The following is a 25,534-nucleotide window of genomic DNA, read 5'->3' as shown; positions in this document are numbered from 1 at the left end:
AAACGAAAATCAGTCAAAGAAGGGGTTTTTCCATGAACTTATATGAAGAAGTTAACAAGCGTAAAACATTTGCCATCATTTCTCACCCGGACGCCGGGAAAACGACATTAACAGAGAAATTGCTGTTGTATGGCAACCTGATTCGGTCCGCGGGAACGGTCAAAGGAAAAAAATCCGGAAAGTTCGCTACATCTGACTGGATGGAAATCGAAAAACAACGTGGTATTTCTGTCACCTCCAGTGTGATGAACTTCCCTTATCGCGGCTATCACATCAATATTCTTGATACACCCGGACACGAAGATTTCAGTGAGGACACCTATCGTACGTTAACTGCGGTAGACAGTGTTGTCATGATTATCGATTCCACCAAAGGCATTGAGGCACAGACAATCAAATTATTTAAAGTGTGCCGCATGCGCGGTATCCCAATTTTTACATTCATCAACAAATTGGATCGGGAAGGCAAAGAAACATTGGAGCTTCTGGAAGAAATTGAAGAAGTACTGGATATCGAAACCTGTCCAATGAACTGGCCAATCGGCATGGGCAAACGATTTCTTGGCGTGTTTGACCGCAATAAGCAAGAACTTGTCAAATTCAATGGTAATGAAGAAGAGACATATATACCGAAAGAAGAATTAGAACTAGATGAAACGTTAATGTCCAACTCCACATATCTAGAGGCGATGGATGAATTCGCTTTGGTCGAAGAGGCGGGAAATCGCTTTTCATTGGAAGATGTATTGCAGGGCAAACAGACCCCTGTATTCTTCGGAAGTGCGCTTGCGCCATTCGGCGTACAAACATTTTTTGATAACTTCATCGCGATGGCACCTGCTCCAGGGGGAAGAAAAACAACAGAAGGGGTTATCAGCCCGGATAATCCTGATTTTTCAGGGTTCATCTTCAAAATCCAGGCTAATATGAATCCGGCACATCGTGACAGAGTCGCGTTTCTGCGCGTCTGCTCTGGAAAATTTGAGCGTGGTATGGATGTGAAGCTGGCAAGAACGAACAAGCAAATAAAGTTGTCTCAATCCCAACAATTCGTTGCTTCCTCCAGGGGTACTGTAGAAGAGGCATTCGCAGGTGATATCATCGGGATTTATGACCCGAACATTTATCGGATTGGAGACACATTGATCACCGGCAAAGATAAATTCGAATATAATGAGTTACCACAGTTCCCGCCGGAATTGTTCAAGAAAGTAACTGCCAAAAACGTTATGAAATCCAAACAATTCAAGAAAGGCATCGAACAGCTTGTCCAGGAAGGTGCTATACAGCTCTTTAGACAGCATCGCACAGAATCTTACATTCTGGGAGCAGTCGGAGAACTGCAATACGAAGTATTTCAATACCGTATGCAGAACGAATACCATGTCGATGTGATGTTCGAAACGATAGGGGAACGTATCCCAAGATGGCTTAACCCAGAACAAAAAGTAGATCCTTCCCTGTTTGATGAGCGCAACATGCTCGTCACCGACCGGGAAGAACAGCCACTGGTACTATTCAAGAACGATTTCTCACTCAATTGGTTCAAAGACAAAAATCCGACTATCGAGCTGATAGACCTCTTTGAAGTCAATCAATATAATCAATGATCAAGGAGAGTCTCACCGTCCAAAAAAGATAAAGCATAAAAACGTTGCGGGTTGTTGTATTCCAACATCGAAAAACGTATTTTTATCAGGAAAAGAGGGTGAGACAAAACCTTGGGAAATGTAAAAAAGTTGAAGGGTACCATCTTGACATGGAACCGCCCAACTTTTTTTATCTAGCTTCGTAATTTCGTTGATTTGCACGCCAGGCGCCCCGACAAGGGGTGTGCAAGCGTTGGCCGCAAAGGCCGTATGTAGCTTGCCTTCCCTCATGTACTTTCTAAGAAAATCACTTCCTGCGGGGTCTTCAGACTCGTGCTGGGACTGCGATTACGCTTCCCATCGAAAACCATTGTTCCCGCAGGACAAGGAACGCTTCGGCAGCATTCACATCGCACGCAGAAAAAGCGAATTTCTTTTTCAAGGAGTCAGCTGCCTTTATGAAATCCGGAATTGCTTAAGCTGTTGTGCCAGTTCTTCTGCTACTTTGGAAAGATGTTCAGAGCTTGAAGTTACTTCATTCATCGAGCTGCCTGCCTGCTGTGCAGATGCTGCTGTCTGTTCCACACCTGCAGCTGCTTCTTCTGATACAGATGCTATATCTTCAATAGCACCATTCATTTCCTGGCTTGTCGCCATGATATCTGTCAGGCTGGTAGACACGGTTTGAATATTTCTCGCCATTTCTTCTACTTCTTTATTGATTTCTGCAAAGGTTTGCCAGGTCTTTTCAATTTCCGCACTGCCCTGTGCCACCTCCTGATAGCCCGATTGCAATGAAGCAGCAACTTGTCCAGAATCATGTTGTATATGACTGACAAATCCTGTTATATCTTTAATGGATAATGCCACTTGCTCAGCCAGTTTTCTGACCTCCTCAGCAACAACGGAGAACCCTTTCCCATGTTCGCCGGCCCGGGCAGCTTCAATGGCAGCATTCAACGCAAGCAAATTGGTTTGTTCCGCAATATCCTTAATCACCAGAACCAGCTTTGAAATTTCTTTTGTCTGATTATCCAGCTCATCCATTTTCAACACTGCATCCTGTACGATTTGGTCTATTTTAACCATCTGTTCACTGGAGGCCTGCATCAGATCACTGCCTCGTTTCGTTTTATCCATAATCCAAGCGGATTTTTCCCTGATGGCCTCTCCGTTTTCATTCGCCGAAGCTACCTTGATAGAAAATGTGCGCATCATCGACGCCAGATCGCTTGCACTGCTAGCCTGTGTTTCCGTACCCTTAGCCAGCTCATCCATTGTCACAGCGACTTGTTCCATACCAGCTCTCACTTCATTTGCCGACTGCGTCAATTCCTCACTTTCAGAAGAAACCGATCCTGAAACCCTCTGGATTTGCTGTAACAGATTGCGCATATTGCTTTCCATCATATTTGACGCTTCTACCAATTGTGCTATTTCATCCTTCGATGTCACTGCTTGCATTTCACTTGTGAGGTGTCCATCTGCAATGTTTTTCATGCGCTTGGCAAGTGCGTTGATTGGTCTGCCTATTGCCCGGGCTGTTAAGATTGCGATCAAAATACTTACAAAGAAAATCACCAGACTCACTGTCCCTGTAATAAACAATGATTTTTTTCCGAGAGCAACGGCTTTTTCACTTGCAGTTGCCGTTTTTGCTTCTCGCTCATTCGCCATTGTTTGAAACCCATCGATCAGTTCCTTTTCCAAAGGCTGTACTTTCTCTGTCATAATATCTATCGCCCTTGTTTTATCACCTGCATCATAGGCTTCAAAAACCTCATTGACCGCATTGCCCCAGTCCATTTTTCTAGCAAGCAATGCTTTCATTTTAGGAGAATCTGTCCGTTTGGACGCCTTTTTCTCAAGTGCAATACTCTCCTCTATTCCATCATCAAACGATTGCCTAAGCGACGAATCGTCAAACAGCAAGTAGCCTCTGACAAGTGCTGTCCTCTCCTGCATATTGATAGTCAGCTTTTCATCCAGCATTAATAATGGCTGTTGTTCCTCTGCGATGTCCTCTAACTGACCATTGATTTTATGAAGCACAAAATAATTATACGTTCCATAACAGAAAGCGAGCAGCACCACTATTCCAAAACTGAGCAGCAGTCGTTTCCGCAAACTATTCAATTGAAAAAAACGCTTCATCTTTTTTCCTCCCTCTGCCAAAGGTTAATCCCTTCAGCCCTAACCCCCTGAAACAAAATTTCAAGCTTGGTCATTAAGATTATCGGCTCACCATTACACTTTTGAATGGGATTTATTGATTTTTGAAAAGTCTATTTTCCAATCAAACAAAAATAGAAGCCATTTCCTGATTACACGTAACCAAGTCTTGGCTTCCTTTCGAGACTATTCAATTATTCAGGGAGCAGTCTGTTTTGTTTTTTTCCATTTGCCGCTGCCTTTGCTCAGTTTATAACAGAAAGCCAGGGACGTTCTGCCTCCCAGCGCACATGGACATCTACACCAAAAACCTCTGACAGCAAATTGTCCTGAATCATTTTTTCTTTTGTTCCTTTTGCAAAAACTTTGCTATCCTTCATCAGCAACACATGTGTTATTCCGCCGACAAGTTCCTCAATATGATGCGTGACATAGAGTACATGGCAATCGCCATTTGCAATGTCTTCTACCAAACCGAGCACTTCCTCACGTGAATATACATCCAATCCAGTGCACGGCTCGTCCAATATTAGAATTTTTGGATGATGGACCAGTGCCCGGGCTATCAGCACCCGCCTTTGTTCCCCCTGTGATAACAGCCGGAAAGCTTTTCCTTCCAAGTGATGCAGACGCAGTTTTTCCATCAATGCATACACTTCCTGCCATTGGTCCTCAGATACATCTTCATATATCCCGAATGAAGCGAATTTGCCACTCAAAATGACAGCTTCCACTGATTCACGATTCATTACATGAGAAAATTTATCCAGTGCACTGCTTACGAATCCGATTTGTTTACGCAGCTCCGGCAGATTTGTTTTTCCAAATGGATTATCGAGTACAGACACCTCTCCCCTGGTTGGATAGTGATAGCCGTTGATCACATTCAACAGTGACGTTTTCCCCGAACCATTCAATCCAAGTACCGCCCACTTTTCACCTGGATTGATTTGCCAATCGATCTCCTCCAGCAGTGAATGGCGGTTCTTTGTCAAAGATACATTGGTGAAAGAAACAACTTTTTCCAATTTTTACACCTGCATTTCCTTTGTGTTTTCCTGTAATTTCATATTTTTCAGTATATCACATTTCAAAAGCAGGCGTGATGGTTTCGATCACGTGTACCCACCCTGGCAGAGGTCTTCCCGCCATAGCAGCAGTTTTCGACAGACTGGCGATTGCCGCCGGCTATCCTATAAGGAAACGTCTATCACTCCGAGGCCTTTAAATGAATCCTGTTGCCAGCCGGGTCTTCAACTACCACGTCACTTCCCATCCACACGGTAGTGACATGCTGCGCTTGTAAACGATCCACAGCCAAATCACGACTGGTTTTATCAGGGAAAATAAGCGAAAACCATTCCAGTCCAACACTTTTAGCTGATGGTTTTTTTGCTCCGTTGCCATTCCATACATTCAATCCGATATGATGATGGTAATCAGCTGTTGAGAGAAATAACGCCCCAGGATAAGTGGTTGCGATACGAAATCCAAGGCCTTGTACATAAAAAGCCTCTGCTTCCTCCAGATCGGAAACATGCAAATGGATGTGCCCCATCAATGTATGTTCCGGCAATCCCTGCCATGCAATATCCGGTTCCGCTAATATATCATTCGCGTCTAATGGATCAGTCGTCATGGACACCTGCCGATTTTCCCACTGCCACAAATTGGAAGGGCGATCATGATATACTTCTATGCCGTTGCCGTCCGGATCCGAAAAATATAAAGCTTCACTTACTAAATGATCAGCCGCTCCGAGTTGCTGGCCAGACTGCAGTATATGCCGCAAAAAAGCTGCGAAATCACTGCGGTTCGGTAATAAAATGGCGAAATGGTATAAGCCGGTTGTACGGTTTTCCTTTTCGGCCACCCCTTGTGGCTCATGCAGTGTTAGGAGTGGCGTCCTTCCATCCGCAGTCAATACTACCTCGTGATGGTCTTGCTTCATTACTCGAAATCCCAAAACAGATCGGTAAAAATGTATTGCCCTTTCCATATGCTTTACTTTTATATGCACTTCTCCAACATAAACCGCCGGTCTAGCAAAGAATTGTTTTTCCATATCGCCACTCTCCGATACTATAGTTATCTAATTGCACAAGGTTACTTTATGTAACAATTATACATATCGTATCATAAGAATCAATTTTGGGAAAGCCGATTGCTCTTATTACTTCATGATACTTTTCTTCATCATATGTAAAAAAGTTCTCCGCAATCCAAAGCAGCGTTGTTTGACTGATACGCCAGTTCAACTCCTCTTTCATTTCCCTCCGCAATGCTTGTTCGCTGCTTTCATGCAATCGGATCCTGCCGCCTGGCAATGTCCAGAAACTGTCGAATTGGGACCGGTGGATAAGTAAACAATTTTTTCCAAGAAAACCCCTGTGACCCGGTGGTTAAAACGTCCTTCTGGAAATGGTAGTCAGATCCACTAAATTTTTCCCCCTTTGATTTCAGATGTCTTCCAGTTCAGATGGAACTGGAAGACATTACCTCATATGACGCTTCCGGCGCTTCAACAATAAAACGATTCAATGTTCCCTTGCTGATTATCAACAATTCGTGCATCGCCCTTGTGCAGGCAGTGTAAAATAAATTGCGATCCGTTTCATCATCATAATTCTCTGCCGAAGCCTCCGGAATGATGACAGCATCGAATTCAATCCCCTTTGCAAGATATATTGGCAAAATCAGCAGCCCTTTTTCAAAACTGGCAGTTTTGGGGGTGATCAGTGACACCGCACAATCATGTTTTAATTGTTGGTAGTATTCCTCGCATTCCCGCATCGTTTTACAAATGATGCCTATCGTTTCATTACCAACTGCAAACTGTTTTCCGGCCAGCTTCCGAATCAGCTTAGGCAACGAGGAACTTTCCCCTGCCCCTATGACACGAGGCTTATTCCCGTGACGCTCAAACGGTTCGATGTCTTCTCCCGCCGGTGCAAATGCCTTGGTAAATTGCACAATCTGTTTTGTAGACCTATAGCTGGTTGTAAGAGCAATCCGGTCGAAGCTTTCTTTTAGTTGATTGGTGAGCAGCGGATTTTCATCCGTTGCATAGGTATAAATTGCCTGGTTGCTGTCTCCAAGCAACGTCATTCGGGTATAAGGAAAAGTATGTTTGATATAAGCGAACTGGAATGCGGAATAATCCTGTGCTTCATCAATGAATAAATGTCTCACCATTCTTTCCTTGCGCGGTCCGAAAAGTAAATCCTTAAAGTAAAGAAATGGTGTTGCATCTTCCCAAGTCAAATACATTTCCGATAGGTTCTCCACCGTCTGTTTGCAGATTTCCTCCCAATTTTCGGGAACGTTTGCTTGACCTTCTGTTTCTGTAAACAAAGCTTGATACGTTTTGCCGACATGGACAAAACCATAGTGTTTGATTCGTTTTTTTATCGGCTGAAAAGCACGATCGACCACTTCTTCGCGTAGAAATTTCTCTTCAAGGCTAAAATCATCTTCATCTATCTCTTGATTCTGGTAATATGCCTGCTGAAAAGCCTCTTTATCCATCAATTCGACCTGCTCCATGACCCAATCCTTGTTCGTTTCCGCTTTTTGTATGGGCCGGATTTCCTGAAGCAGCCATTTAGCTGTGAGTTCCATCTTGTTCGGTATCGTCATGCCTTCATCCAAACTATAAAAATAGTCACGGATGGTTTCTTTAGAAACCAATTTACTTCCCCTTAAAACAATATTTCGGAATTGAATACCGTCAAATTTCAACTCCTCTGCGTAGGCATCAATAAATTGTTTGAATTTCAGGCTGGATTTATACGGGACGCTAGCAATTCTTATTGTATCTGCTTTCCGATTCTTATCGGAAGTCAATACGAATTCCATTTGCTCAAATGGGGATTCTACTGTGTATTTTCCTACCCGTTCTTGCAGGAAACGTTGAAATGTAACCTGGTTGATGTTGGCCTCCCCCAATTCAGGAAGTACATTGGAAATATAACTGCTAAATAGGGAGTTCGGGGAAAATAGCAGCATATTATTTTCATTCAGCTCATCTCTGTGCCGATACATAAGGTAAGCAATACGCTGCAAAGCTGCGGAGGTTTTCCCGCTGCCGGCTACTCCTTGGACGACGAGTAAATCATTTTTCTCGTTGCGGATAATTTTATTCTGTTCCTTTTGGATGGTGGCTACAATGCTCTTCATCATCGTACTGGCTTGATTACCTAATGCCTCCTGTAACAGACGGTCACCTATCGTCAAACCAGTATCAAACATTCCTCTGATTTTCCCTTGACGAATGATGAATTGCCGTTTCAGTGAGATATTGCCTTTGACATCCCCCTCCAAAGTATCATATGCCGCTTCCCCAAGCGCATAATCATAATAAAGGCTTGAAATCGGCGCACGCCAGTCATAGATCAAAATATCTTCTTCCCGGCGATCAAGTAATGTGGATGTACCAATATAGATGCTTTCACTCTCTGTATCGTCCTGCTCCAGAAAATCTATCCTGCCAAAATAAGGTTCATTCTTCAGTTTATGCAGTTTTTTTTGCTCATCAGCAATACTGCCATGGCTTCTTTCCCTTTCAGATAAAAGTTCTGCCTGCTGCTTGATACTGGCTTGTGTTTCAATCACATCATCTGGTTCATCGAGGTTGACTGTCACATCCTCCCAAAAGTTCTTCCGAAGTGCTATCACACTTTCTTTCAGGCCAACCGACTTCGCTTGTAAAATATTTTCCTTATGTGTAATTTCCTCCATAACCTTATCGACGCGCTGCTGCTCCATCTGACGCTCATTTGCTTGGTTTTCCATTTTATCGACCCCATTCGCAATGAAATTCTTGACAGAGAAAATGTTTGTTGATATAATATAATTGGATAGGATTACATTATTAATAAAAACAAACATTAACTAATATAGTTTATCACGGTTATATTTTTTCATCAACCTGTTACAAGCAGGTTTTTTCATTTTGGGTCAAAAGAAGCGTCGACTTTCCTCTATTCTATATGGAAAGTCGACGCTTATGCTTATTATCCATTTCTGCAGGCCTATCTATCGTGAAGACATAGCTCCATCACATGTCCTGCTACAATTTCTGTATCATCAATCTCTCCATTGAAGCGGAAACCGAACTTTTCATACATGCGTATGGCCACCTTATTCTCCGGGACTACACTCAGCAAAATACGCTTGCAAGGATATTTCCGCCTGACTTCTCCAAGCAGTAAAGGAATGAATTGTTTCGCATAGCCTTTGCCCTGAAACGCTTCACCAATCATGAACCGGTCAAGCCATGCCGTTTGATGTTTTTCAGAATACGCCCCAAACATGGCATACCCCACTAAAACATCTCCATCGTAAAGCGCCAGGGAATGCCACCATGTCTCAAATTTTGATTGTGCAATCGAATAAAGATTACTCTCAATATAATCTGCTTGATTATCAGCTACTTTCAATGCAGCTGCTTGCCGCCAATTGTTTTCATCTACAGCCCGAATTGCGAGTTCCACTGTTTCACGCTCTTTCTGCAATGTTATGTATTTCTAAATTTATTATATCACGTCCGCATCTGGACGCTTCACCAAACAAAAAAGGGATTGAGATAGCATCCCTTTCACATGCGCCCCAATCCCCTCATCCATGTCTTCCATTTTAATGACGTTATTTTACTAGTTCCCGTACCAATTTCTCATTACGTTCCGTCAGCAATTCATTATGCGAAGAAACCATTGCCGTTTTGGTAGCTTCTGGTGCGATATATTGTTTCGCTTTATTGACTGCATTTGCCGCATCCTGGAAAGCACCGGCAATCAGGTGTAATTTACCATCGTGCATCAAAATGTCGCCTGCAGCGTACATACCTGGTACGGATGCCTCACTGCTGCTGGATCCCGCAATGAAATAGTCATCCACGATGTCCACATGCAGCTCACTCTCTTCCAGCAATGACATATCCCGTTCATAGCCATGATTGACAATGATTTCGTCCACTGGCAGCTGCTGTACTGCACCGGTCTGGTTATTCGTCAGTACCGCTTTTTCAACATATCCTTCATCCGCTCCGGTTATCAAATCAGTTATCGTCGTATTGACAAGGCATACAACAGCATTGGCGGTCAGCTCAGTCAACTGGGATTCATGGCAGGAAAAATCACTTCTGCATGCAATGAAAACCTCTTTGGCAATCGGCGCCAATTCACTTGCCCAGTCGGTTGCGGAATTGCCTCCACCTGAAATAAGTACACGCTTATCCTTAAAATGCTTGAGTGATGTAACACTGTAATGCAGATTCGCAGCCTCGATTTTTTTATCATTTCGCAGCTGTAATTTTTTCGGATTCAGAATTCCGCCGCCAACGGCAGCTATGACTGTTTTCGAATAATGAATCCGGCCTGACGCCGCTGTCAATTCAAAAATGCCATCTTTGTTTTTGTTGATGGAGATCACTTTCTCATTCAAAACAACTTCGGGGTCGAATGTCAATCCTTGCTGAACTATATTTTCTATCAGCTGTTGTCCGGGTAACGGCGGCAAACCTCCAACATCCCAGACCATCTTTTCGGGATAAACATGAACTTTTCCGCCAAGTTCCGGCTGATATTCAATAACTTTTGTTTTCATTTCCCTGAGACCACTGTAAAATGCAGAGTATAGACCAGCGGGCCCTCCACCAATAATTGTCACGTCGAAAATGTCACGCTGTTCGCCTTTTGTCATAATTACACCTCACGACTGATAATGATTATCAATTACATTAAATATACAGGTTATTTTCTCATTTTGCAACCCAAAAATGATTGACAAAAAGGCAGATTAAATTTATATTTACGATAATGATAATCATTCTCATTTTTTGAGGAGGAATTTTATGTTTCGCTTGGCGACTCAAAATATTAATGTAGGTTATGGTGAGCAACTCATCGTCAAAGATCTGAATATAGAAATACCTGATAAACAAATCACTACGATCATCGGCGCAAATGGCTGCGGTAAATCGACCCTGTTAAAAGCGATCACGCGTATCATTCGTCACGAATCAGGATCAGTTTTGCTGGATGGTGAACATATTTCCAAACTGGGAACAAAGCAATTGGCCAAAAAGATGGCTATTCTTCCGCAGACGCCGGAAAGTGCCAGCGGATTGACCGTGGGAGAATTGGTCTCCTATGGACGATTCCCGCATCAAAAGGGATTCGGAAGACTGCAAGCAGCTGACCATGAAGTCATCAATTGGGCGCTTGAGGTTACTGGTACAATTGGTTTCAAACACCGTGAAGTCGACGCTTTATCCGGAGGGCAGCGTCAAAGAGTCTGGATCGCAATGGCTCTCGCACAAGAAACGGATATCATTTTTCTTGATGAACCCACAACATATTTAGATATGGCCCATCAATTGGAAGTATTGGAACTCTTGCAGCATCTCAACCAAGAACAAGGACGGACCATTGTCATGGTACTGCATGATTTAAATCAAGCAGCGCGTTTTGCTGATCACATGATCGCTTTAAAAAATGGTGAAGTCGTAAAAACGGGAGATGCGCACGCCATCCTTACTAAAAAAGTGCTGCAGCAAGTATTTGATATTGATGGGGAAATCGGTATCGACCCAAGAACCGGCAAGCCGATGTGTATTACTTATAATCTTATCAGACCAGAGGAGTTAACAACCAATGAAGAAAACGAGCCTATTCCTGCTCTTATGTCTCATTCTATTTCTTAGCGCTTGTGGACAAAGCAAAGACAGTTCCGAAAAAAACGGCAGCGCTGCAGACGATCAAAAAACGATCACGTATCAATCTGAGAATGGGCCCGTGAAAGTTCCTGCCCACCCAAAAAGAGTTGTGGTACTATCCACTTTTGCCGGTAATGTCATGTCTCTTGGTGTTAACGTTGTCGGCGTGGATGCATGGTCTAAAAGCAATCCGCGCTTTCAGGATAAATTGAAGGATGTTGAAGAAGTTTCTGAAGATAATATAGAAAAAATCATGGAACTGAATCCAGATTTGATTATCGGGCTATCCGATCTCAAAAATGTAGATAAGCTGAAAAAAATTGCACCAACCGTTACATTCACGTATGGAAAAATCGATTATCTGCAGCAGCATATCGAAATCGGCAAGCTGCTGAATAAAGAAAAAGAGGCAGAGACCTGGGTAAAAGACTTTAAAGAGCGCGCCCAGCAAGCTGGAAAAGACATCAAAAAAGTCATCGGCAAGGACGCAACTGTTTCCGTACTGGAAAAATTCGATAAACAAATGTACGTTTTTGGAGATAACTGGGGACGAGGGACCGAAATACTTTATCAAGAAATGAAGTTGAAGATGCCGGATGCCGTGAAAAAGAAAGCATTGAAGGACGGGTATTACGCATTGTCTTTGGAAGTCATCCCTGAATTTGCAGGAGATTATGTCATCTTGAGTAAAAGTGACGATACAGACAACTCATTCCTTGATACCAAAACGTTTAAAAATATCCCAGCAGTTAAAAACAACCATTTATTCGTAGCCAACGCTAAAGAATTCTATTTCAATGATCCTTTAACACTGGACTATCAGCTGGACTTCTTTAAAGAAAAATTCCTGGGTTCGAAAAACAAATAAAGAGAAGTTGACATAATGGGGAAAAAAAAGAACGCTTTTTCATTTATAAACAAATTCATCATTGGATGTATCGGGTTGATTGTTGTATTCTTCCTATCCATGACCTTTGGAGCAGCAGATATTTCTGTCCCGGACGTATGGAAAGCGATGATATCCAATGCCGGAGGCGAACAGCTTTCTATCATCAGAGAAATCCGTTTACCTCGTGAACTTGCCGTTATGCTTGTCGGGGCAGCTTTGGCAGTATCCGGGGCAATCATGCAGGGGATGACAAGAAACCCCTTGGCTGACCCCGGTCTACTTGGGTTGACCGGAGGTGCGAATGCAGCCCTTGCGGTTTCTCTGGCGATGCTCCCTTCCCTGTCTCCCTTTGGCATCATGATTGCCTGTTTTATCGGGGCGGCCGCTGGTGCGGGCATCGTATTTGGAATTGGGGCTGCTAAAAAGGGCGGATTTTCTCCCTTCAAAATTGTACTTGCAGGAGCCGCTGTATCGACGTTTCTGCAAGCACTTGCTGATGGCGTCGGACTGTATTTCAAAGTGTCGAAGAACATTTCCATGTGGACTGCCGGAGGTGCAATTGGAACCACATGGATACAATTGCAAATCATTGCTCCTGCTATCGCAGCAGGCATCATCATCGCGATTTTTTTATCCAGACAGGTGACTATACTGAGTTTGAATGAAGAGGTTGCTATTGGACTTGGCCAGCATACAGGCCGAGTAAAATTCGCCCTATTTATCGCCATCGTGATTTTGGCTGGAGCGGCGGTCGCATTAGTAGGCAATATGGCTTTCATTGGTTTGATGATACCCCATATCGTCCGCGCCATTGTCGGCACAGATTATCGGTATATTATTCCAACCTCCATTATCATCGGTGCCATTTTCATGTCACTCGCAGATACAGTCGGAAGAACATTATATGCACCTTTAGAAACACCTGTAGCAGCCATTGTCGCCATCCTTGGCCTGCCCTTCTTTTTATTTATCCTGCATAAAGGGGGCAAAGCATTCACATGATTAATTCAAAGTTAATCAAAAAACAGCGCCTCTTTATGATCTTGCTGCTCGCCGTTATGATCGCAACAGCTGTTATCAGTTTGGGACTTGGGTATTCCACCTTGTCCTATGAGCGCTTGCTCCCTGCTTTGTTCGGCCAGGGAACTTTCAAAGAAAACTTCATCCTGTTTTCGTTACGTATGCCTAGAATGATCATCACCTTACTCGCTGGTATGGCACTTGCACTTTCCGGTGCCATTTTGCAGACATTGACCCGTAATGATTTAGCAGATCCCGGGATTATCGGCATTAATTCCGGTGCGGGCGTTGCCATCGCTATCTTCTTTTTGTTTTTCCCTGTTGATGTCGCATCATTTGTCTACATACTGCCGCTGGTGGCTTTTTGCGGGGCTTTCTTAACGGTAATATTGATTTACATTTTCTCCTACAGCAAACGGACAGGCTTACAACCAATGAAGTTGATTCTCACAGGGGTCGGGTTTTCTATGGCTCTTTCCGGTGTGATGATTGTCTTAACTTCATCTGCAGAAAGAGAAAAAGTAGATTTTATTTCCACCTGGCTGGCTGGCAATATTTGGGGGACGGATTGGCCATTCATTTGGGCGTTGCTGCCCTGGCTGGTCATTTTGATACCATTCACGCTTTATAAGTCACAACAGCTCAACATCTTCAGCCTAAGTGAACCTGTATCGATCGGCGTAGGCATGCATGTAGAAAAGGAACGTATTTATTTGCTCATCACTGCGGTTGCATTAGCCGCTTCAGCTGTCGCCGTCACTGGCGGGATAGCTTTTGTCGGACTGATGGCACCGCATATTGCCAAGGCGTTAGTCGGCCCAAGACATCAGTTGTTCTTGCCGATTGCGATTTGTATCGGTGGCTGGCTGCTATTATTCGCCGATACGATTGGACATAACATATTGGAACCAAATGGTGTCCCTGCTGGCATCATCGTTGCTATTCTTGGTGCGCCGTATTTCATTTACTTATTGCTTAGAAAATAGTGCAGCTTCCCTGCCAAGTGGCGGGGGTTTTTTTATGCTTTTCCTCTTATAACATCAATATATTGAAAATCATTTTTTAGGACTAATCTCTTTACACATATAATGAAATACTTATATATTATATGTATAATAAAAGATAAAATAACTATATATATACGCATACATTTATATATTAAAGGAGGCGATGAGGTTGGATCTTCCTGATACGGTAACATGCCTAAAAGCAGCGGCGGATGAAAACCGCTTGAAAATCATCAGATATTTGATGATGCAGGAGGCGCTTTGTGTATGTGAATTGGTGGCACTGCTGGAAATGAGCCAGCCTGCAGTGAGCCAGCACTTAAAGCGACTAAAGCAGACAGGTATCATCCAGGAAACTCGTAAAGGCAAATGGATGTATTATGCATTGAATAAGCAGCATGCATTTTACCCATTGCTGCTTCATTTGTACAGCATGCTTCCGCCACTTAAGATGAGAGTTCAGCGTATGACCTGCGATTAATGTTAAAATTCATGACTGAAAGGTGACTGGAATGGTTTATGTAGCAATCTTAATATTTTTAGCAACATTGTTTTTTGTGATTTGGCAGCCGAAAGGATTCTCCATCGGATGGTCCGCTTGTATCGGAGCTGCATTAGCATTGATTACCGGGGTGGTCGATTTTCACGATGTCCTGGATGTGACCAGCCTGGTTTGGAATGCCACTTTAACGTTTGTTGCGCTGATCATTATTTCGCTCATACTGGATGAGATCGGCTTTTTTGAATGGGCAGCATTACATATGGCAAAATTCGCAAACGGCGGCGGTATGAAAATGTTTGTATTAATCAGCCTGCTGGGGGCGGTTGTAGCAGCATTGTTTGCAAATGATGGCGCCGCGCTCATCCTGACACCAATTGTGCTGGCCATGGTGCGGAGCCTGAGGCTTAAAGACAAGCTTATTCTCCCTTTTATCATGGCTTCGGGATTCATTGCCGACACAACTTCCTTACCCTTGATTGTCAGCAACCTGGTCAACATCGTTTCAGCTGATTTCTTTGATATTGGCTTTGCAGCATATGCTTCCCGCATGATTATCCCAAATCTTTTCAGTGTTGCGGCAAGTATGCTCGTTTTATATATCGCATTTCGAAAAAGCATACCGAAAACATATGACATATCACAGCTAAAACTGCCTGCAGAAGCGATCAGGGACAAACAGCTCTTTCGTCTGTCCTGGACCGTACTTAGTGTATTGTTGATCGGCTACTTCGCCAGTGAATATATCGGGATACCTGTTTCTATCATTGCTGGAGCGATTGCCATCATTTTCCTGATTATTGCCAGCAGAAGTACCGTCGTGCAGACAAGAACGATTCTCAAAGGCGCCCCATGGGCAATTGTGTTCTTTTCCATTGGCATGTATGTCGTTGTCTATGGACTACGAAATGCCGGACTGACGACATTGCTGACAGACCTGATCCAGTTTGCAGCGAGTCATGGCATGTACATCGCCACCATCAGCATGGGTTTTATTGCAGCATTCCTCTCTTCCATCATGAACAACCTGCCGACTGTCATGATCGATGCATTGGCGATTGCGGATGCAAATACGACTGGGGCCGTGAAAGAAGCGCTTATTTATGCCAATGTGATTGGATCTGATCTCGGTCCGAAAATTACCCCCATCGGATCATTGGCCACGTTGCTGTGGCTGCATGTTTTAAAACAAAAAGGTGTGCGGATCACTTGGGGATACTATTTTAGAATCGGCATCGTGTTGACTATCCCCACCTTGTTCATCACGCTGAGCGGTCTGTATATATGGCTCTATCTTTTGCAATGAACATGGCGGCGCAAGGACTACCTGCGTCCCTGCGCCTATTTGTACGCTCAGTCTGCACTTCGTGATGTGATTTTACGTCAAATGCTTTCTTGAAAATCCACTGCAGCAAGTGATTCTGACTGTTTCTTTCCAAAGCGGCGGACATTCACTGTTTGATCAGCGATTTCTTTGTCGCCAATCACAAGTGTGTAAGGAATTTTCTGCGTCTGTGCTTCTCGCATTTTATAGCCAAGTTTTTCGTCCCGATCATTTAGTGCTACTCTTATTCCGAGCGTCTCCAGTTTCCTTTTCAAACCAATACAATACGTATGATGCACAGCTGCGATCGGTATCACTTTGACTTGCACGGGCGCAAGCCATACAGGGAAGGCTCCCGCAAAATGTTCAACCAGGATTCCTAAAAAACGGTCAATAGAGCCAAATATTGCTCGATGGATGACAACAGGCCGAACTTTTACATTATTCTCATTCACATAAGTGAGGTCGAATTTTTCCGGCATTTGGAAATCAAGCTGGATTGTTGCGCATTGATGACTTCTCTTTAATGCATCTTGAATATGAAAATCGATCTTTGGACCGTAGAAAGCTCCGTCACCTGCATTTATCTGGTAGGCAATTTGTAATTCATCAAGAACCTTTTTCAGCGCCTGCTCCGACATCTCCCATAAATGATCTTCACCCATAGAATCCTTTGGACGTGTAGAGAGCTCAACTGAATAAGAAAAACCAAATGTCTGATACATGGCGTCTACTTGGCGAAATACCTCCTTTATTTCTAATTCGATTTGATTTTTGTGAACAAAAATATGGGCATCATCCTGACAGAATGTACGAACACGCAACATACCATTTAAGGCTCCACTGAATTCATGACGATGTACCTGGCCGAATTCTGCTAAACGAATTGGCAGATCACGATAAGAACGCAGTTTGTTTTTGAATATCAGCATATGTCCAGGGCAATTCATCGGCTTCAATGCGAAATCCTCGTTATCGATTTTTGTAAAATACATATTCTCGTGATAGTGGTCCCAATGTCCGGATTCTTCCCAAAGCCGCTGATTCATCATCAGTGGTGTGCGAACCTCTTCGTAGCCGTCTTTTGTAAACATCTCTCGTGAAAAAGACGCCAATTCATTACGAATGATTTGACCCTTCGGCAGATAAAACGGCATGCCCGGAGCTTCTTCAGAAAACATGAACAGATCCAGCTGTTTTCCTAATAGGCGATGGTCACGTTTCTTTGCTTCCTCGATAAAGTGCAAATAGTCCAGCAACGCTTGATTTTTTACAAAAGCTAACCCATATATGCGCTGCAGCATTTCATTTTGGCTATCTCCCTTCCAATAGGCCCCAGATATATCTGTCAGTTGAAAAGCTTTCGGAATCATTCCCGTTCTGGGTAAGCAGGGGCTGCCGCCAAGATCGATAAACTCGCCCTGTTGATACAGTATCAATGGTTGTTTCTCATCCAACTCATTCAGTATCTCCAGTTTTAAGTGCTCTTCCCTATCCGCAAAACGTATTTTCGCATCTTTGTGTGCTATTGAAATGCGTGGAACCTCCAAATTTTCTTGTATAATAGCATGCATTTCTTTGGTGATTGCTGCCAAATCATCAGGTTTAATATGCTCCTCCAGCTTCACATCAACATAAAAGCCATTTCCAGCCACGGCATCCGTACCCAATTGCGCTTCAGGATAAAGCCTGTTTAACGCTTGAGCCAATACGCTGGCAAGTGTGTGACGCAATACTTGCACTCCTTCATCAGAATCCAATGTGAAAATTTCCAGCTTTGCATCTTGCTGTAGTTGGTGAGCCATATCAACCAACTCACCATTCACTCTTCCAGCCACTGCCTTCTTTTCCAGCCTAAAAGAAATATCGGATGCAATGTCCTTCACAGAAATCCCTTTCGTGTATGCATTTACCTGTCCATCCGGAAATTGAACTCCAATCAAATCTGCTTGACGCATATAAATGCCTCCTTTGTAAACTTAAATATAAAAAATACCCGCCCCTGCGAAAGGGACGGGTATTTATACACGTGGTTCCACCCAAATTTCTCCTAAACCTATTCGTTTATGACTCTGGCGCAGTGTAACGTCTGCTGGACGGTATCGATTACTCTTTTTCACCGATACAGCTCCAAGGTGGTGAACCGTTCTTCTTAGCTGGGAAGATTTCAGCAAGACTTCCCTCTCTGTGGACCAGTGTAAAACAGCACATATCCTTTTCAAAGCCTTTTTTATAATTTCCCTATATACTACACAAAAACATGGTCTCTTACAACCACTTTACTCAACCATACTTTTACTGTTACACGTCCGCAAATGTCCTTCCAGCTGCTCTGCCGCTGAATAAACAGCCTCCCAAAAATGTCCCTTCCAAGGATCGATAGCCATGAACACCTCCACCGCCAAAACCGGAAACTTCTCCCGCAGCATATAATCCTGGAATTGCCTGGCCGGCTTCATTCAACACTTGCCCAGTTAGATCAGTCTGCAGCCCGCCAAGTGTTTTTCTGCTGAGAATATGACATTTGACCGCAATCAGCGGGCCATTTTTATAATCCAGAATCTTATGCGGTTTAGCGACACGGATTAACTTATCTCCCAGATAATTCCTTGCTCCCCTTATCGCTGCAATCTGCAAGTCCTTGGTAAAAGCGTTATCTATTTCCTTGTCTCGTGCCCGTATTTGTGCAATGACCTCATCTGCATCCAATAGATTTTCCCCAGCAAGCTTATTCATTTCGATAATCAAATTGTCAATTGTATTGGCGACAATGAAATCCTCTCCATATTGCTTGAACGCTTCTACCGGTCCGGGCGCTCCAGGTTTGACACGCTGCAACACTTTTTTGATACGCTTTCCAGTCAAATCAGGATTTTGCTCAGAACCAGAAAGAGCAAACTCTTTCTCGATGATTTTCTGGGTTAAAATGAACCACGAGTAGTCATAGCCCGTTTTTTGAATGGCTTCCAACGTCCCAAGGGTATCAAAACCTGGAAAATAAGGGACGGGAAATCGTCGTCCGCGCGCATCCAGCCAGATAGATGACGGTCCTGGCAAAATACGTATACCATGACTTCTCCAGATAGGGTTCCAGTTTTTAATACCTTCTGTGTAATGCCACATACGGTCCCTGTTGACAATACGACCTCCCGCTTTTTCTGCAACGGCAAGCATTCGTCCATCGACATAGGCTGGGACCCCTGAAATCATATGCTTTGGCGGATCCCCTAGCCGTTTCGGCCAATGCTTGCGAATCAATTCGAAATTCGCACCAATTCCGCCACTGGAAACAAGTACAGCTTCCGCCCGATATTCAAAGTCATCAATAGGAATTCTTGAGCTATCCTCGCCACGCTTGATATTACCGTGCTCCAATATGTCACCTTGGACACCAGCCACCACACCATGTTCTTTAATCAGGCGGTTTACACGATGCCGTGGCAGATAATCAACCAGTCCCTTTTTCATATGCTCTCTGACACGGCGTTCAAAAGGAGCAACTAGTCCAGGACCCGTGCCCCAGGTTATATGGAATCGGGGTACTGAATTGCCATGACCGTCTGCCAAATACCCGCCTCGTTCTGCCCAGCCAACAACAGGAAAAAAACGCACCCCCATATCCCGAAGCCATTGTCGTTTTTCGCCAGCTGCGAATTCCACATAGGCCTTAGCCCATTTCATTCCCCAATAATCTTCGTCTGCTTCCCGATCAAATCCTGCAGATCCGCACCAATCTTGCCAAGCTAACTCCTTCGAATCTTTGATTCCCATTCTCCGCTGTTCAGGAGAATCAACCAGGAATAAACCGCCAAAGGACCACCAAGCTTGTCCGCCAAGTGAATTTTCTGCCTCTTGGTCCAACAGCAGAACCTTTTTTCCGCCATCGGCTATTTCTGCAGTCGCAACCAGCCCTGCAAGTCCTGCTCCGACAACGATTACATCGTAATTCATGTACCCTCACGTCCTTTTATTAGAATAGGGCCAAGCAGCCTTTTCAGAGGTATCTTTAGGTATAACCCTTATGATAAGCTGATTTCCTTGTTGATATGGGATTACTTTCAAATATATACACTATTCCGATTACTATCAACTTTGTAATATATATACTCAAGTTTGATGTTCATCGAAATCCGGGGAAAAATTCAGGTTTCTTTCTGTTTACAAACATGCTGCTAGACATTATCGTTATTTTATTTTACTATATTCATTTCTGATTTCTTAAAAGGAGGGGTGATGATGAAACTGCAATCCTCCCGCAACGTCGTACTATTGGTATTTATGGTAGCCACTTTTGCAATTGGCATGACTGAATATGTTGTTACTGGTTTGTTGACACAATTCGCGAAGGATTTTCATGTTGCTATTTCCACAACTGGACTGCTTTTAAGCGTTTATGCCATCAGCGTCGCAGTCTTTGGACCAATTTTCCGTATCCTAACCATTAAAATTTCTCCAAAACCTTTATTGATCAGCTTTATGGGTTTATTTGCCGTTAGTAACGCAATTGCAGCAATGGCCCCTAATTTTGGTGTGTTGATGGCGGCCAGATTGTGTTCTGCAATGATGCATGCTCCCTTTTTTGGGTTATGTATGTCGACTGCAGTCGCGATTTCACCGCCATATAAAAAAACGAGCGCGATCGCAGCTGTTCAAGGTGGATTGACAATTGCCGTCATGATCGGTGTGCCATTCGGCTCTTATCTTGGCGGAATTTTCGTCTGGCGCTATGTATTCTGGTTTATTGTGCTGCTCGGACTAATCGCTCTGGCCGGCATCATTTTCCTGACTCCCAATCCACAGCCGGCAGAAGCGCCGAACTTGCGAAAGGAACTTGGCATTTTCAAAAATAAAAACGTTTTGCTGATACTTGCTATTATCGTGTTCGGCTATTCCGGAGTTTTTACAGCGTATACCTTTATTGAGCCAATGCTGCGCCATTTTGCAGGATTTGGTATCGCAGGCGTAACAGGGGCTTTCCTCTGCTTTGGGATAGGTGCTGTGATTGGCAATTTCATTTCCGGCAGTATCCAGCCACATGTATTGACTGAACGTCTTATTGCTGTTTTGACGATTCTGGCGATCGTGCTGGCCAGCTTCACCTTTCTCATCCAATGGACTGCACTTGCTTTTGCCATGAGCTTCCTGTTCGGGCTGGGAACATTCGGGACAAGCCCTTTGTTAAATTCAAAGATTATTATTGGCGGCCGGGAAGCGCCTTCGCTTTCCGGAACAATCGCAGCATCGATTTTCAATCTGGCTAATAGTATCGGTGCCACTTTAGGAAGTTTCCTTCTCAGCAGCGGGCTCGATTATAAGGGAATCACATTCATTGCGTCTGTGATGATCCTTCTCGGTATCATCATCGCAGTCATAACGCATAAAGTAGAAGATAAATCATTGTACACCCTAACCTAAAAACGCAAGCCTCTAATTGGTACCGTCCTCCGAAAGTTAGCGTTGAAATACTGACTTTGGTGGCTGCCACCATTGGGCTTGCATTTTTTATTCAATGAAATGCCGCATCGTTCAGCTGTGGGGGAAGCAACCGATGCTCATTTTCTTCATAGCCTAAATGAAAAGAGAATATGAATTTCTGCTGTATTTAGCCTGCCAGTCCTAATGGCGAGAACAGCACATACATACCGATCACACACAGGATAACAATCGCCCCCCCTGCCTTCGCATATTTCCAAGGTGTGAGATCGACTTTATTTGTATCCTTTTCAAATACAAACGTATACTGCAGCGGCTTGATGCTGCTGATGATCCACATGAGCAGCACATCCAACAGAAACATCGCCCCAAGGATATACAGGTAATTGACATCCAGCAGCAAATTCGCGACCGGATATACGACCACATGGAAAAGGAAAGTAATTTTGGCTGCCAATGCGGTAACATGCTTGGAATAGAATCCAAATAAAATAACAGCAAGCAAAGGCATACTGTACACGCCATTGAATTGTTGAACCACATTGTACAAACCGCTCGGCGCAAAGGAAATCAGGGGAGCAATCATGATGGAAGCCACTCCAACAGCGATTGTAACGATTTTCCCCGCCCGGGCAACCTTTTTATCAGATGGGTTGCTTTTTAGCAGTGGGCGGTAAAAATCTATCGTAAATAAGGTTGATGTGGCATTTAAAGCTGCAACAAACGAGCTCAAAATGGCCCCGAAAAATACTGCGCCAAATACACCTTTCACTGCTCCAGGCAAAACACTATTTACCAATTTAGGATAGGCATCATCCGCAATCGGCAGCGAGTCACCGAACATATTGAAAGCGATAATGCCAGGAAAAACCAGAATCAGTCCGCTGATCACTTTGAACATCCCAACGTATAATGTCCCTTTCTGTCCCTCTTTCAGGCTTTTCCCTGCCAATGTTTTCTGAACAATCATCTGGTTAGTACACCAGTAAAACAGATTATTAAAAAGCATACCTGTAAACAAAGCAGGCCAGGGCACCATTTCCGAGTCATATGCACCGATAGAGTTAAGTAATTTCGGAGTTCTAGCCTCTATAGTGCCCAGACCATCTAAAAGATCTCCTTTTCCCAATAGGAATAATCCAACAATCGGAACGGCCAATCCAGCTACCAGCAAACCTATCCCGTAAATGGTATCGCTGAATGCACTAAGGGACAGTCCGCCAATCAACAAGTACAACATACCGACAATACCTGCAAACGTTGCAATGACAATCACTGCAGTCAGCTGATTCACGCCAAGCAGCTTATCGATAGAAAAAATCTTATTGAAAACCAGTGATCCGGAGTATAATACAACCGGCATAAATGAGATCATATATGTTAACATGAATAAAAACGAGACAATTCTTCTTGTCGTACCATCATAACGTATTTCAATAAAGTCAGATATCGTATCTACACCATATTTCAAGTATTTCGGTAAGAAAACCAAAGCTAATGCGACTACGGCTACAGCAGCTGTAACCTCCCAGGCCATCACCTGCATCCCCGCTTGATAGCTCTGGCCATTTTGGCCAACGATTTGTTCAGTGGACAGGTTGGCCATAATGATTGTTCCCGCGATCGTAAATCCTTTCAAACTTCTTCCACCAAGAAAATAACCTTCTGATGTGGCAATATCAACGGAGCGGCTCCGGAAGTAAGCATACGTCCATATCGCCGCTATAATGATAATGAATGAAACAATTGCAAATAAATTCACCTTTCCAGTCTTCCTCCCTCTTAAAAATATATATTAAAAAAGCCGACATCCACTCATCTAAAGCGAATGCCATCGCTGTCCTTAATCAGGATAATGTACCTGCCAAATAAATAAACAACCCGTCTTCAAACAGACGCGTTGAATGATAGATTCGGAACAATTGGTTACGAAATCACCAGTCTCCCTCTCTTATTTACCACCTATATTGTCCCGACAAACATGATGAAGCTGAAAAGCAGTTGGTAAAAAAGGCCAAATGATCCACAAGGGAGTCATTTGACCTTTTTTCAATGTTGTATTTGTTTGAATCAAGGAACTGCCTTTTTAATCTTTGGGATTGGTATCTCAAACTTGATTTCATGCTTAGATAATTCTTCAAAAGTTAAATAAACCTTGTCTACGGCATCAAAGTTTTCATTTATAAAAACTAAATTTCCCGTGATTTCTTGCCCAGGTGCTAATTCTTCTGTTCTTTCAGTAAAAAATTCTTCATCGGATGGAATGTCCTCCATCTCAGAAGTTAAAAATCCCGCCAAAGTCGATTTGGGAACAAAAGCCTTATCACTAATATTTTTGATAGTAATATTGGCTAATGCGAATCTTCCGCCTTCTGCTTTGAATTCCTAATATTACACAAATAGCAGATCTCAAAATCGCCCTGCTCCATATGCTATTTTGACAGCTTCTTCACCTGTTTATTCAAGTCCTTGATTTTTTTCTCGCGCTTATCTTTTTTCATCTTTTTATCAGCTTTTACCATGGCAATCTCTTTTTTCAAGCTGGCTATCTGCAAATCTTTGTTTTTCAATTCCTTTGCGAGTTTTGTTGCTTCAGCCGGCTTATCTAATTCGATATAACTTTTGGCTGCCAGTTCTTTCGCACGCTTGTTATTCTTTAACTTAGCAGATAGATCAACCACTTGCTGATAATCTTTATTCAACCATGATTTTTCAATGTTGATTTCCGGTTTTTCTGACTCCATATTCAAAATGGCTTTATTCGCTTCATCAGACTGTAATGCCACCAAATGATTTACAGCTTGCGTTTGATTGTCCGGATTTAGTTCGGCTGCCTTTGTAAGGCTTTCCACTGTATTGAGTTTGATATATTGGGCAGCAAGGACTTCTTTGTCAGCATCATTAAGACTTTTTGCTTTTTCAAACTGTGCAACCGCCTCTTTTGCCTTATCACTGATCACCAATTGGTAAGCCTGGTTAATCGCCTTTTGGTTATCCAGTTTTTCCTGTGTGGATTGTTGATCCTGTTCCAGGGCCTCCACCTGGCTCCGATAATCATCTGAAGCACTGGCAACCTCGTTTTCAAGCGGCATAACCTTCGCCAAATACAAAGCCCCGAAACCAATAAGCAGCCCAATTAAAATCCCTGTTAACAGCATCTTTCTCGTATTCGCTGCTGCTATTTGCTTAACAGGGGTTTTCGGTTTTTCTTTCGCCTGCGGTGGCTTTTGCTCACTTACTGCAGGCTTAGCCGCTGGTGGTACAGATGGCTTGGCTTTTGGCTCAGTAACTGGAACTGGCTCAGGTGCAGCTGGTTCATTTGATTTTGGTTCCATGTTCGGTATGTCCGATTGCAGGACTGTATGAATTTGCTTGATTGTTTCTGCTGAAGCTACTTGGTTGGCTAGTATAACTGCCGGAGTTTGTGTATCATTACCGCTCCCCGTTTTCAGCAGGAAAATAATAACATCCTTTACTTCCTGCAGCATTGCTTCAGGTAATTCCTCTGGGGGTAATACCGAACGAATACCTCGGTGAGCAAATTTTATTTGCCCGGTTTCCTCCACAAAAATATTATTGGGACTTAATAAAACCGTATATTGCGTTCCAATCAAGTCCTCTACCTGAAGAATTTGTTCAGCGATTTTTTGTTTTAATGGCAAGTCGCTTTGCAGATATGTAACAAGTGGGGTATAGCCTGGTTGTTTCTTATAGTGAATGGTCACTTGCTGATTTTCCATCTTGTAGCTGTCGCAAGGTAAGAATAGTGGGTGTGGTCGCTTCAATTCTTCCAATTGTTCCGCTTCTACCAGATTCGTTTCATTCAGTGCTATTTCATAGGTGACAAATTCATTATTTTCACTGATTTTCCCTTGTGCCAATGT

General features: G+C 43.4%; 19 protein-coding genes, 1 pseudogene and 1 other annotated feature. Of the genes and pseudogenes, 8 read left to right on the top strand and 12 right to left on the bottom strand.

Annotation, left to right across the window (positions count from 1 at the left end; translation table 11 throughout):
• Positions 1 to 32: 32 nt before the first annotated feature.
• The gene (locus tag ACFSMW_RS12140; RefSeq protein ID WP_390355980.1) at positions 33 to 1,610 is read left to right on the top strand and encodes a peptide chain release factor 3; all 1,578 of its coding nucleotides are present in this window, start codon (positions 33 to 35) and stop codon (positions 1,608 to 1,610) included.
• A gap of 435 nt (positions 1,611 to 2,045) precedes the next feature.
• On the opposite strand, the gene ACFSMW_RS12135 is transcribed toward ACFSMW_RS12140, so the two are convergent.
• The 7 genes and pseudogenes from ACFSMW_RS12135 to ACFSMW_RS12105 all read right to left on the bottom strand — a co-directional run bounded on the left by ACFSMW_RS12135 (position 2,046) and on the right by ACFSMW_RS12105 (position 10,463).
• The gene (locus ACFSMW_RS12135; RefSeq protein ID WP_390355978.1) at positions 2,046 to 3,743 is read right to left on the bottom strand and encodes a methyl-accepting chemotaxis protein; all 1,698 of its coding nucleotides are present in this window, start codon (positions 3,741 to 3,743) and stop codon (positions 2,046 to 2,048) included.
• 263 nt (positions 3,744 to 4,006) lie between these two features.
• Positions 4,007 to 4,789 (bottom strand): ABC transporter ATP-binding protein, encoded by a 783-nt coding sequence (locus ACFSMW_RS12130; RefSeq protein ID WP_390355976.1) that lies wholly within the window; start codon positions 4,787 to 4,789, stop codon positions 4,007 to 4,009.
• A gap of 182 nt (positions 4,790 to 4,971) precedes the next feature.
• Entirely contained in the window at positions 4,972 to 5,826 is an 855-nt protein-coding gene (locus ACFSMW_RS12125) for a VOC family protein (protein ID WP_390355974.1), read from the bottom strand.
• Positions 5,827 to 5,872: 46 nt separating this feature from the next.
• Positions 5,873 to 6,124 (bottom strand): annotated as a pseudogene (locus ACFSMW_RS12120) (NUDIX domain-containing protein); the annotation flags it as partial.
• Positions 6,125 to 6,236: 112 nt separating this feature from the next.
• Positions 6,237 to 8,555 carry an RNA polymerase recycling motor HelD gene (gene helD / locus ACFSMW_RS12115; RefSeq protein ID WP_390355972.1) on the bottom strand — a complete coding sequence of 773 codons (2,319 nt, stop codon included), beginning with the start codon at positions 8,553 to 8,555 and terminating at the stop codon, positions 6,237 to 6,239.
• 239 nt (positions 8,556 to 8,794) lie between these two features.
• Positions 8,795 to 9,256 (bottom strand): GNAT family N-acetyltransferase, encoded by a 462-nt coding sequence (locus tag ACFSMW_RS12110; protein WP_390355970.1) that lies wholly within the window; start codon positions 9,254 to 9,256, stop codon positions 8,795 to 8,797.
• A gap of 151 nt (positions 9,257 to 9,407) precedes the next feature.
• Positions 9,408 to 10,463: an NAD(P)/FAD-dependent oxidoreductase gene (locus ACFSMW_RS12105; RefSeq protein ID WP_390355968.1), complete on the bottom strand. Its 1,056-nt coding sequence runs from the start codon at positions 10,461 to 10,463 to the stop codon at positions 9,408 to 9,410.
• A 151-nt stretch (positions 10,464 to 10,614) separates the two neighbouring features.
• On the opposite strand from ACFSMW_RS12105, the gene ACFSMW_RS12100 reads away from it, so the two are divergent.
• The 6 genes from ACFSMW_RS12100 (at position 10,615) to ACFSMW_RS12075 (ending at position 16,199) form a co-directional block, all read left to right on the top strand.
• The gene (locus tag ACFSMW_RS12100) at positions 10,615 to 11,466 is read left to right on the top strand and encodes an ABC transporter ATP-binding protein (protein WP_390355966.1); all 852 of its coding nucleotides are present in this window, start codon (positions 10,615 to 10,617) and stop codon (positions 11,464 to 11,466) included.
• Positions 11,417 to 12,346, top strand: a complete 930-nt coding sequence (locus ACFSMW_RS12095; RefSeq protein ID WP_390355964.1) for an iron-hydroxamate ABC transporter substrate-binding protein — start codon at positions 11,417 to 11,419, stop codon at positions 12,344 to 12,346. The genes ACFSMW_RS12100 and ACFSMW_RS12095 overlap by 50 nt, the downstream gene beginning before the upstream one ends.
• Before the next feature lie 15 nt (positions 12,347 to 12,361).
• On the top strand, positions 12,362 to 13,369 hold the full coding sequence (locus ACFSMW_RS12090) for a FecCD family ABC transporter permease (RefSeq protein ID WP_390355962.1): 1,008 nt from the start codon (positions 12,362 to 12,364) through the stop codon (positions 13,367 to 13,369).
• A complete protein-coding gene (locus tag ACFSMW_RS12085) occupies positions 13,366 to 14,373 on the top strand; it encodes a FecCD family ABC transporter permease (RefSeq protein ID WP_390355960.1) in 1,008 nt (335 codons plus the stop codon). Before ACFSMW_RS12090 ends, ACFSMW_RS12085 begins: the two co-directional genes overlap by 4 nt.
• Before the next feature lie 190 nt (positions 14,374 to 14,563).
• Entirely contained in the window at positions 14,564 to 14,875 is a 312-nt protein-coding gene (locus ACFSMW_RS12080) for an ArsR/SmtB family transcription factor (RefSeq protein ID WP_390355958.1), read from the top strand.
• A 31-nt stretch (positions 14,876 to 14,906) separates the two neighbouring features.
• Positions 14,907 to 16,199, top strand: a complete 1,293-nt coding sequence (locus ACFSMW_RS12075) for an arsenic transporter (RefSeq protein WP_390355957.1) — start codon at positions 14,907 to 14,909, stop codon at positions 16,197 to 16,199.
• Positions 16,200 to 16,276: 77 nt separating this feature from the next.
• On the opposite strand, the gene thrS is transcribed toward ACFSMW_RS12075, so the two are convergent.
• Positions 16,277 to 18,175 carry a threonine--tRNA ligase gene (thrS, locus tag ACFSMW_RS12070; protein WP_390355955.1) on the bottom strand — a complete coding sequence of 633 codons (1,899 nt, stop codon included), beginning with the start codon at positions 18,173 to 18,175 and terminating at the stop codon, positions 16,277 to 16,279.
• 48 nt (positions 18,176 to 18,223) lie between these two features.
• Positions 18,224 to 18,448 (bottom strand) — a binding site (T-box leader).
• A 70-nt stretch (positions 18,449 to 18,518) separates the two neighbouring features.
• Positions 18,519 to 20,168 carry an FAD-binding dehydrogenase gene (locus ACFSMW_RS12065; RefSeq protein ID WP_390355953.1) on the bottom strand — a complete coding sequence of 550 codons (1,650 nt, stop codon included), beginning with the start codon at positions 20,166 to 20,168 and terminating at the stop codon, positions 18,519 to 18,521.
• 285 nt (positions 20,169 to 20,453) lie between these two features.
• Between ACFSMW_RS12065 and ACFSMW_RS12060 the strand changes: the two genes are divergently transcribed.
• Positions 20,454 to 21,632: an MFS transporter gene (locus ACFSMW_RS12060; RefSeq protein WP_390355952.1), complete on the top strand. Its 1,179-nt coding sequence runs from the start codon at positions 20,454 to 20,456 to the stop codon at positions 21,630 to 21,632.
• A 187-nt stretch (positions 21,633 to 21,819) separates the two neighbouring features.
• Here ACFSMW_RS12060 and ACFSMW_RS12055 read toward each other — a convergent pair whose 3' ends face one another.
• The 3 genes from ACFSMW_RS12055 to ACFSMW_RS12045 all read right to left on the bottom strand — a co-directional run bounded on the left by ACFSMW_RS12055 (position 21,820) and on the right by ACFSMW_RS12045 (position 25,531).
• Positions 21,820 to 23,412 carry a solute:sodium symporter family transporter gene (locus ACFSMW_RS12055; protein WP_390355950.1) on the bottom strand — a complete coding sequence of 531 codons (1,593 nt, stop codon included), beginning with the start codon at positions 23,410 to 23,412 and terminating at the stop codon, positions 21,820 to 21,822.
• 308 nt (positions 23,413 to 23,720) lie between these two features.
• The gene (locus ACFSMW_RS12050; RefSeq protein ID WP_390355948.1) at positions 23,721 to 23,924 is read right to left on the bottom strand and encodes a hypothetical protein; all 204 of its coding nucleotides are present in this window, start codon (positions 23,922 to 23,924) and stop codon (positions 23,721 to 23,723) included.
• Positions 23,925 to 24,082: 158 nt separating this feature from the next.
• Positions 24,083 to 25,531, bottom strand: coding sequence for a type VII secretion protein EssB/YukC (locus tag ACFSMW_RS12045; protein ID WP_390355946.1), 1,449 nt, complete (start codon positions 25,529 to 25,531; stop codon positions 24,083 to 24,085).
• Positions 25,532 to 25,534 lie beyond the last annotated feature (3 nt).

Source organism: Tigheibacillus halophilus (assembly GCF_042683165.1).
In the GTDB taxonomy this organism is placed as follows: Bacteria; Bacillota; Bacilli; order Bacillales; family Amphibacillaceae; genus Tigheibacillus; species Tigheibacillus halophilus.
The sequence above is the reverse complement of the archived record's forward strand: the minus strand, read 5'-3'. Positions and strand labels throughout refer to the sequence as shown.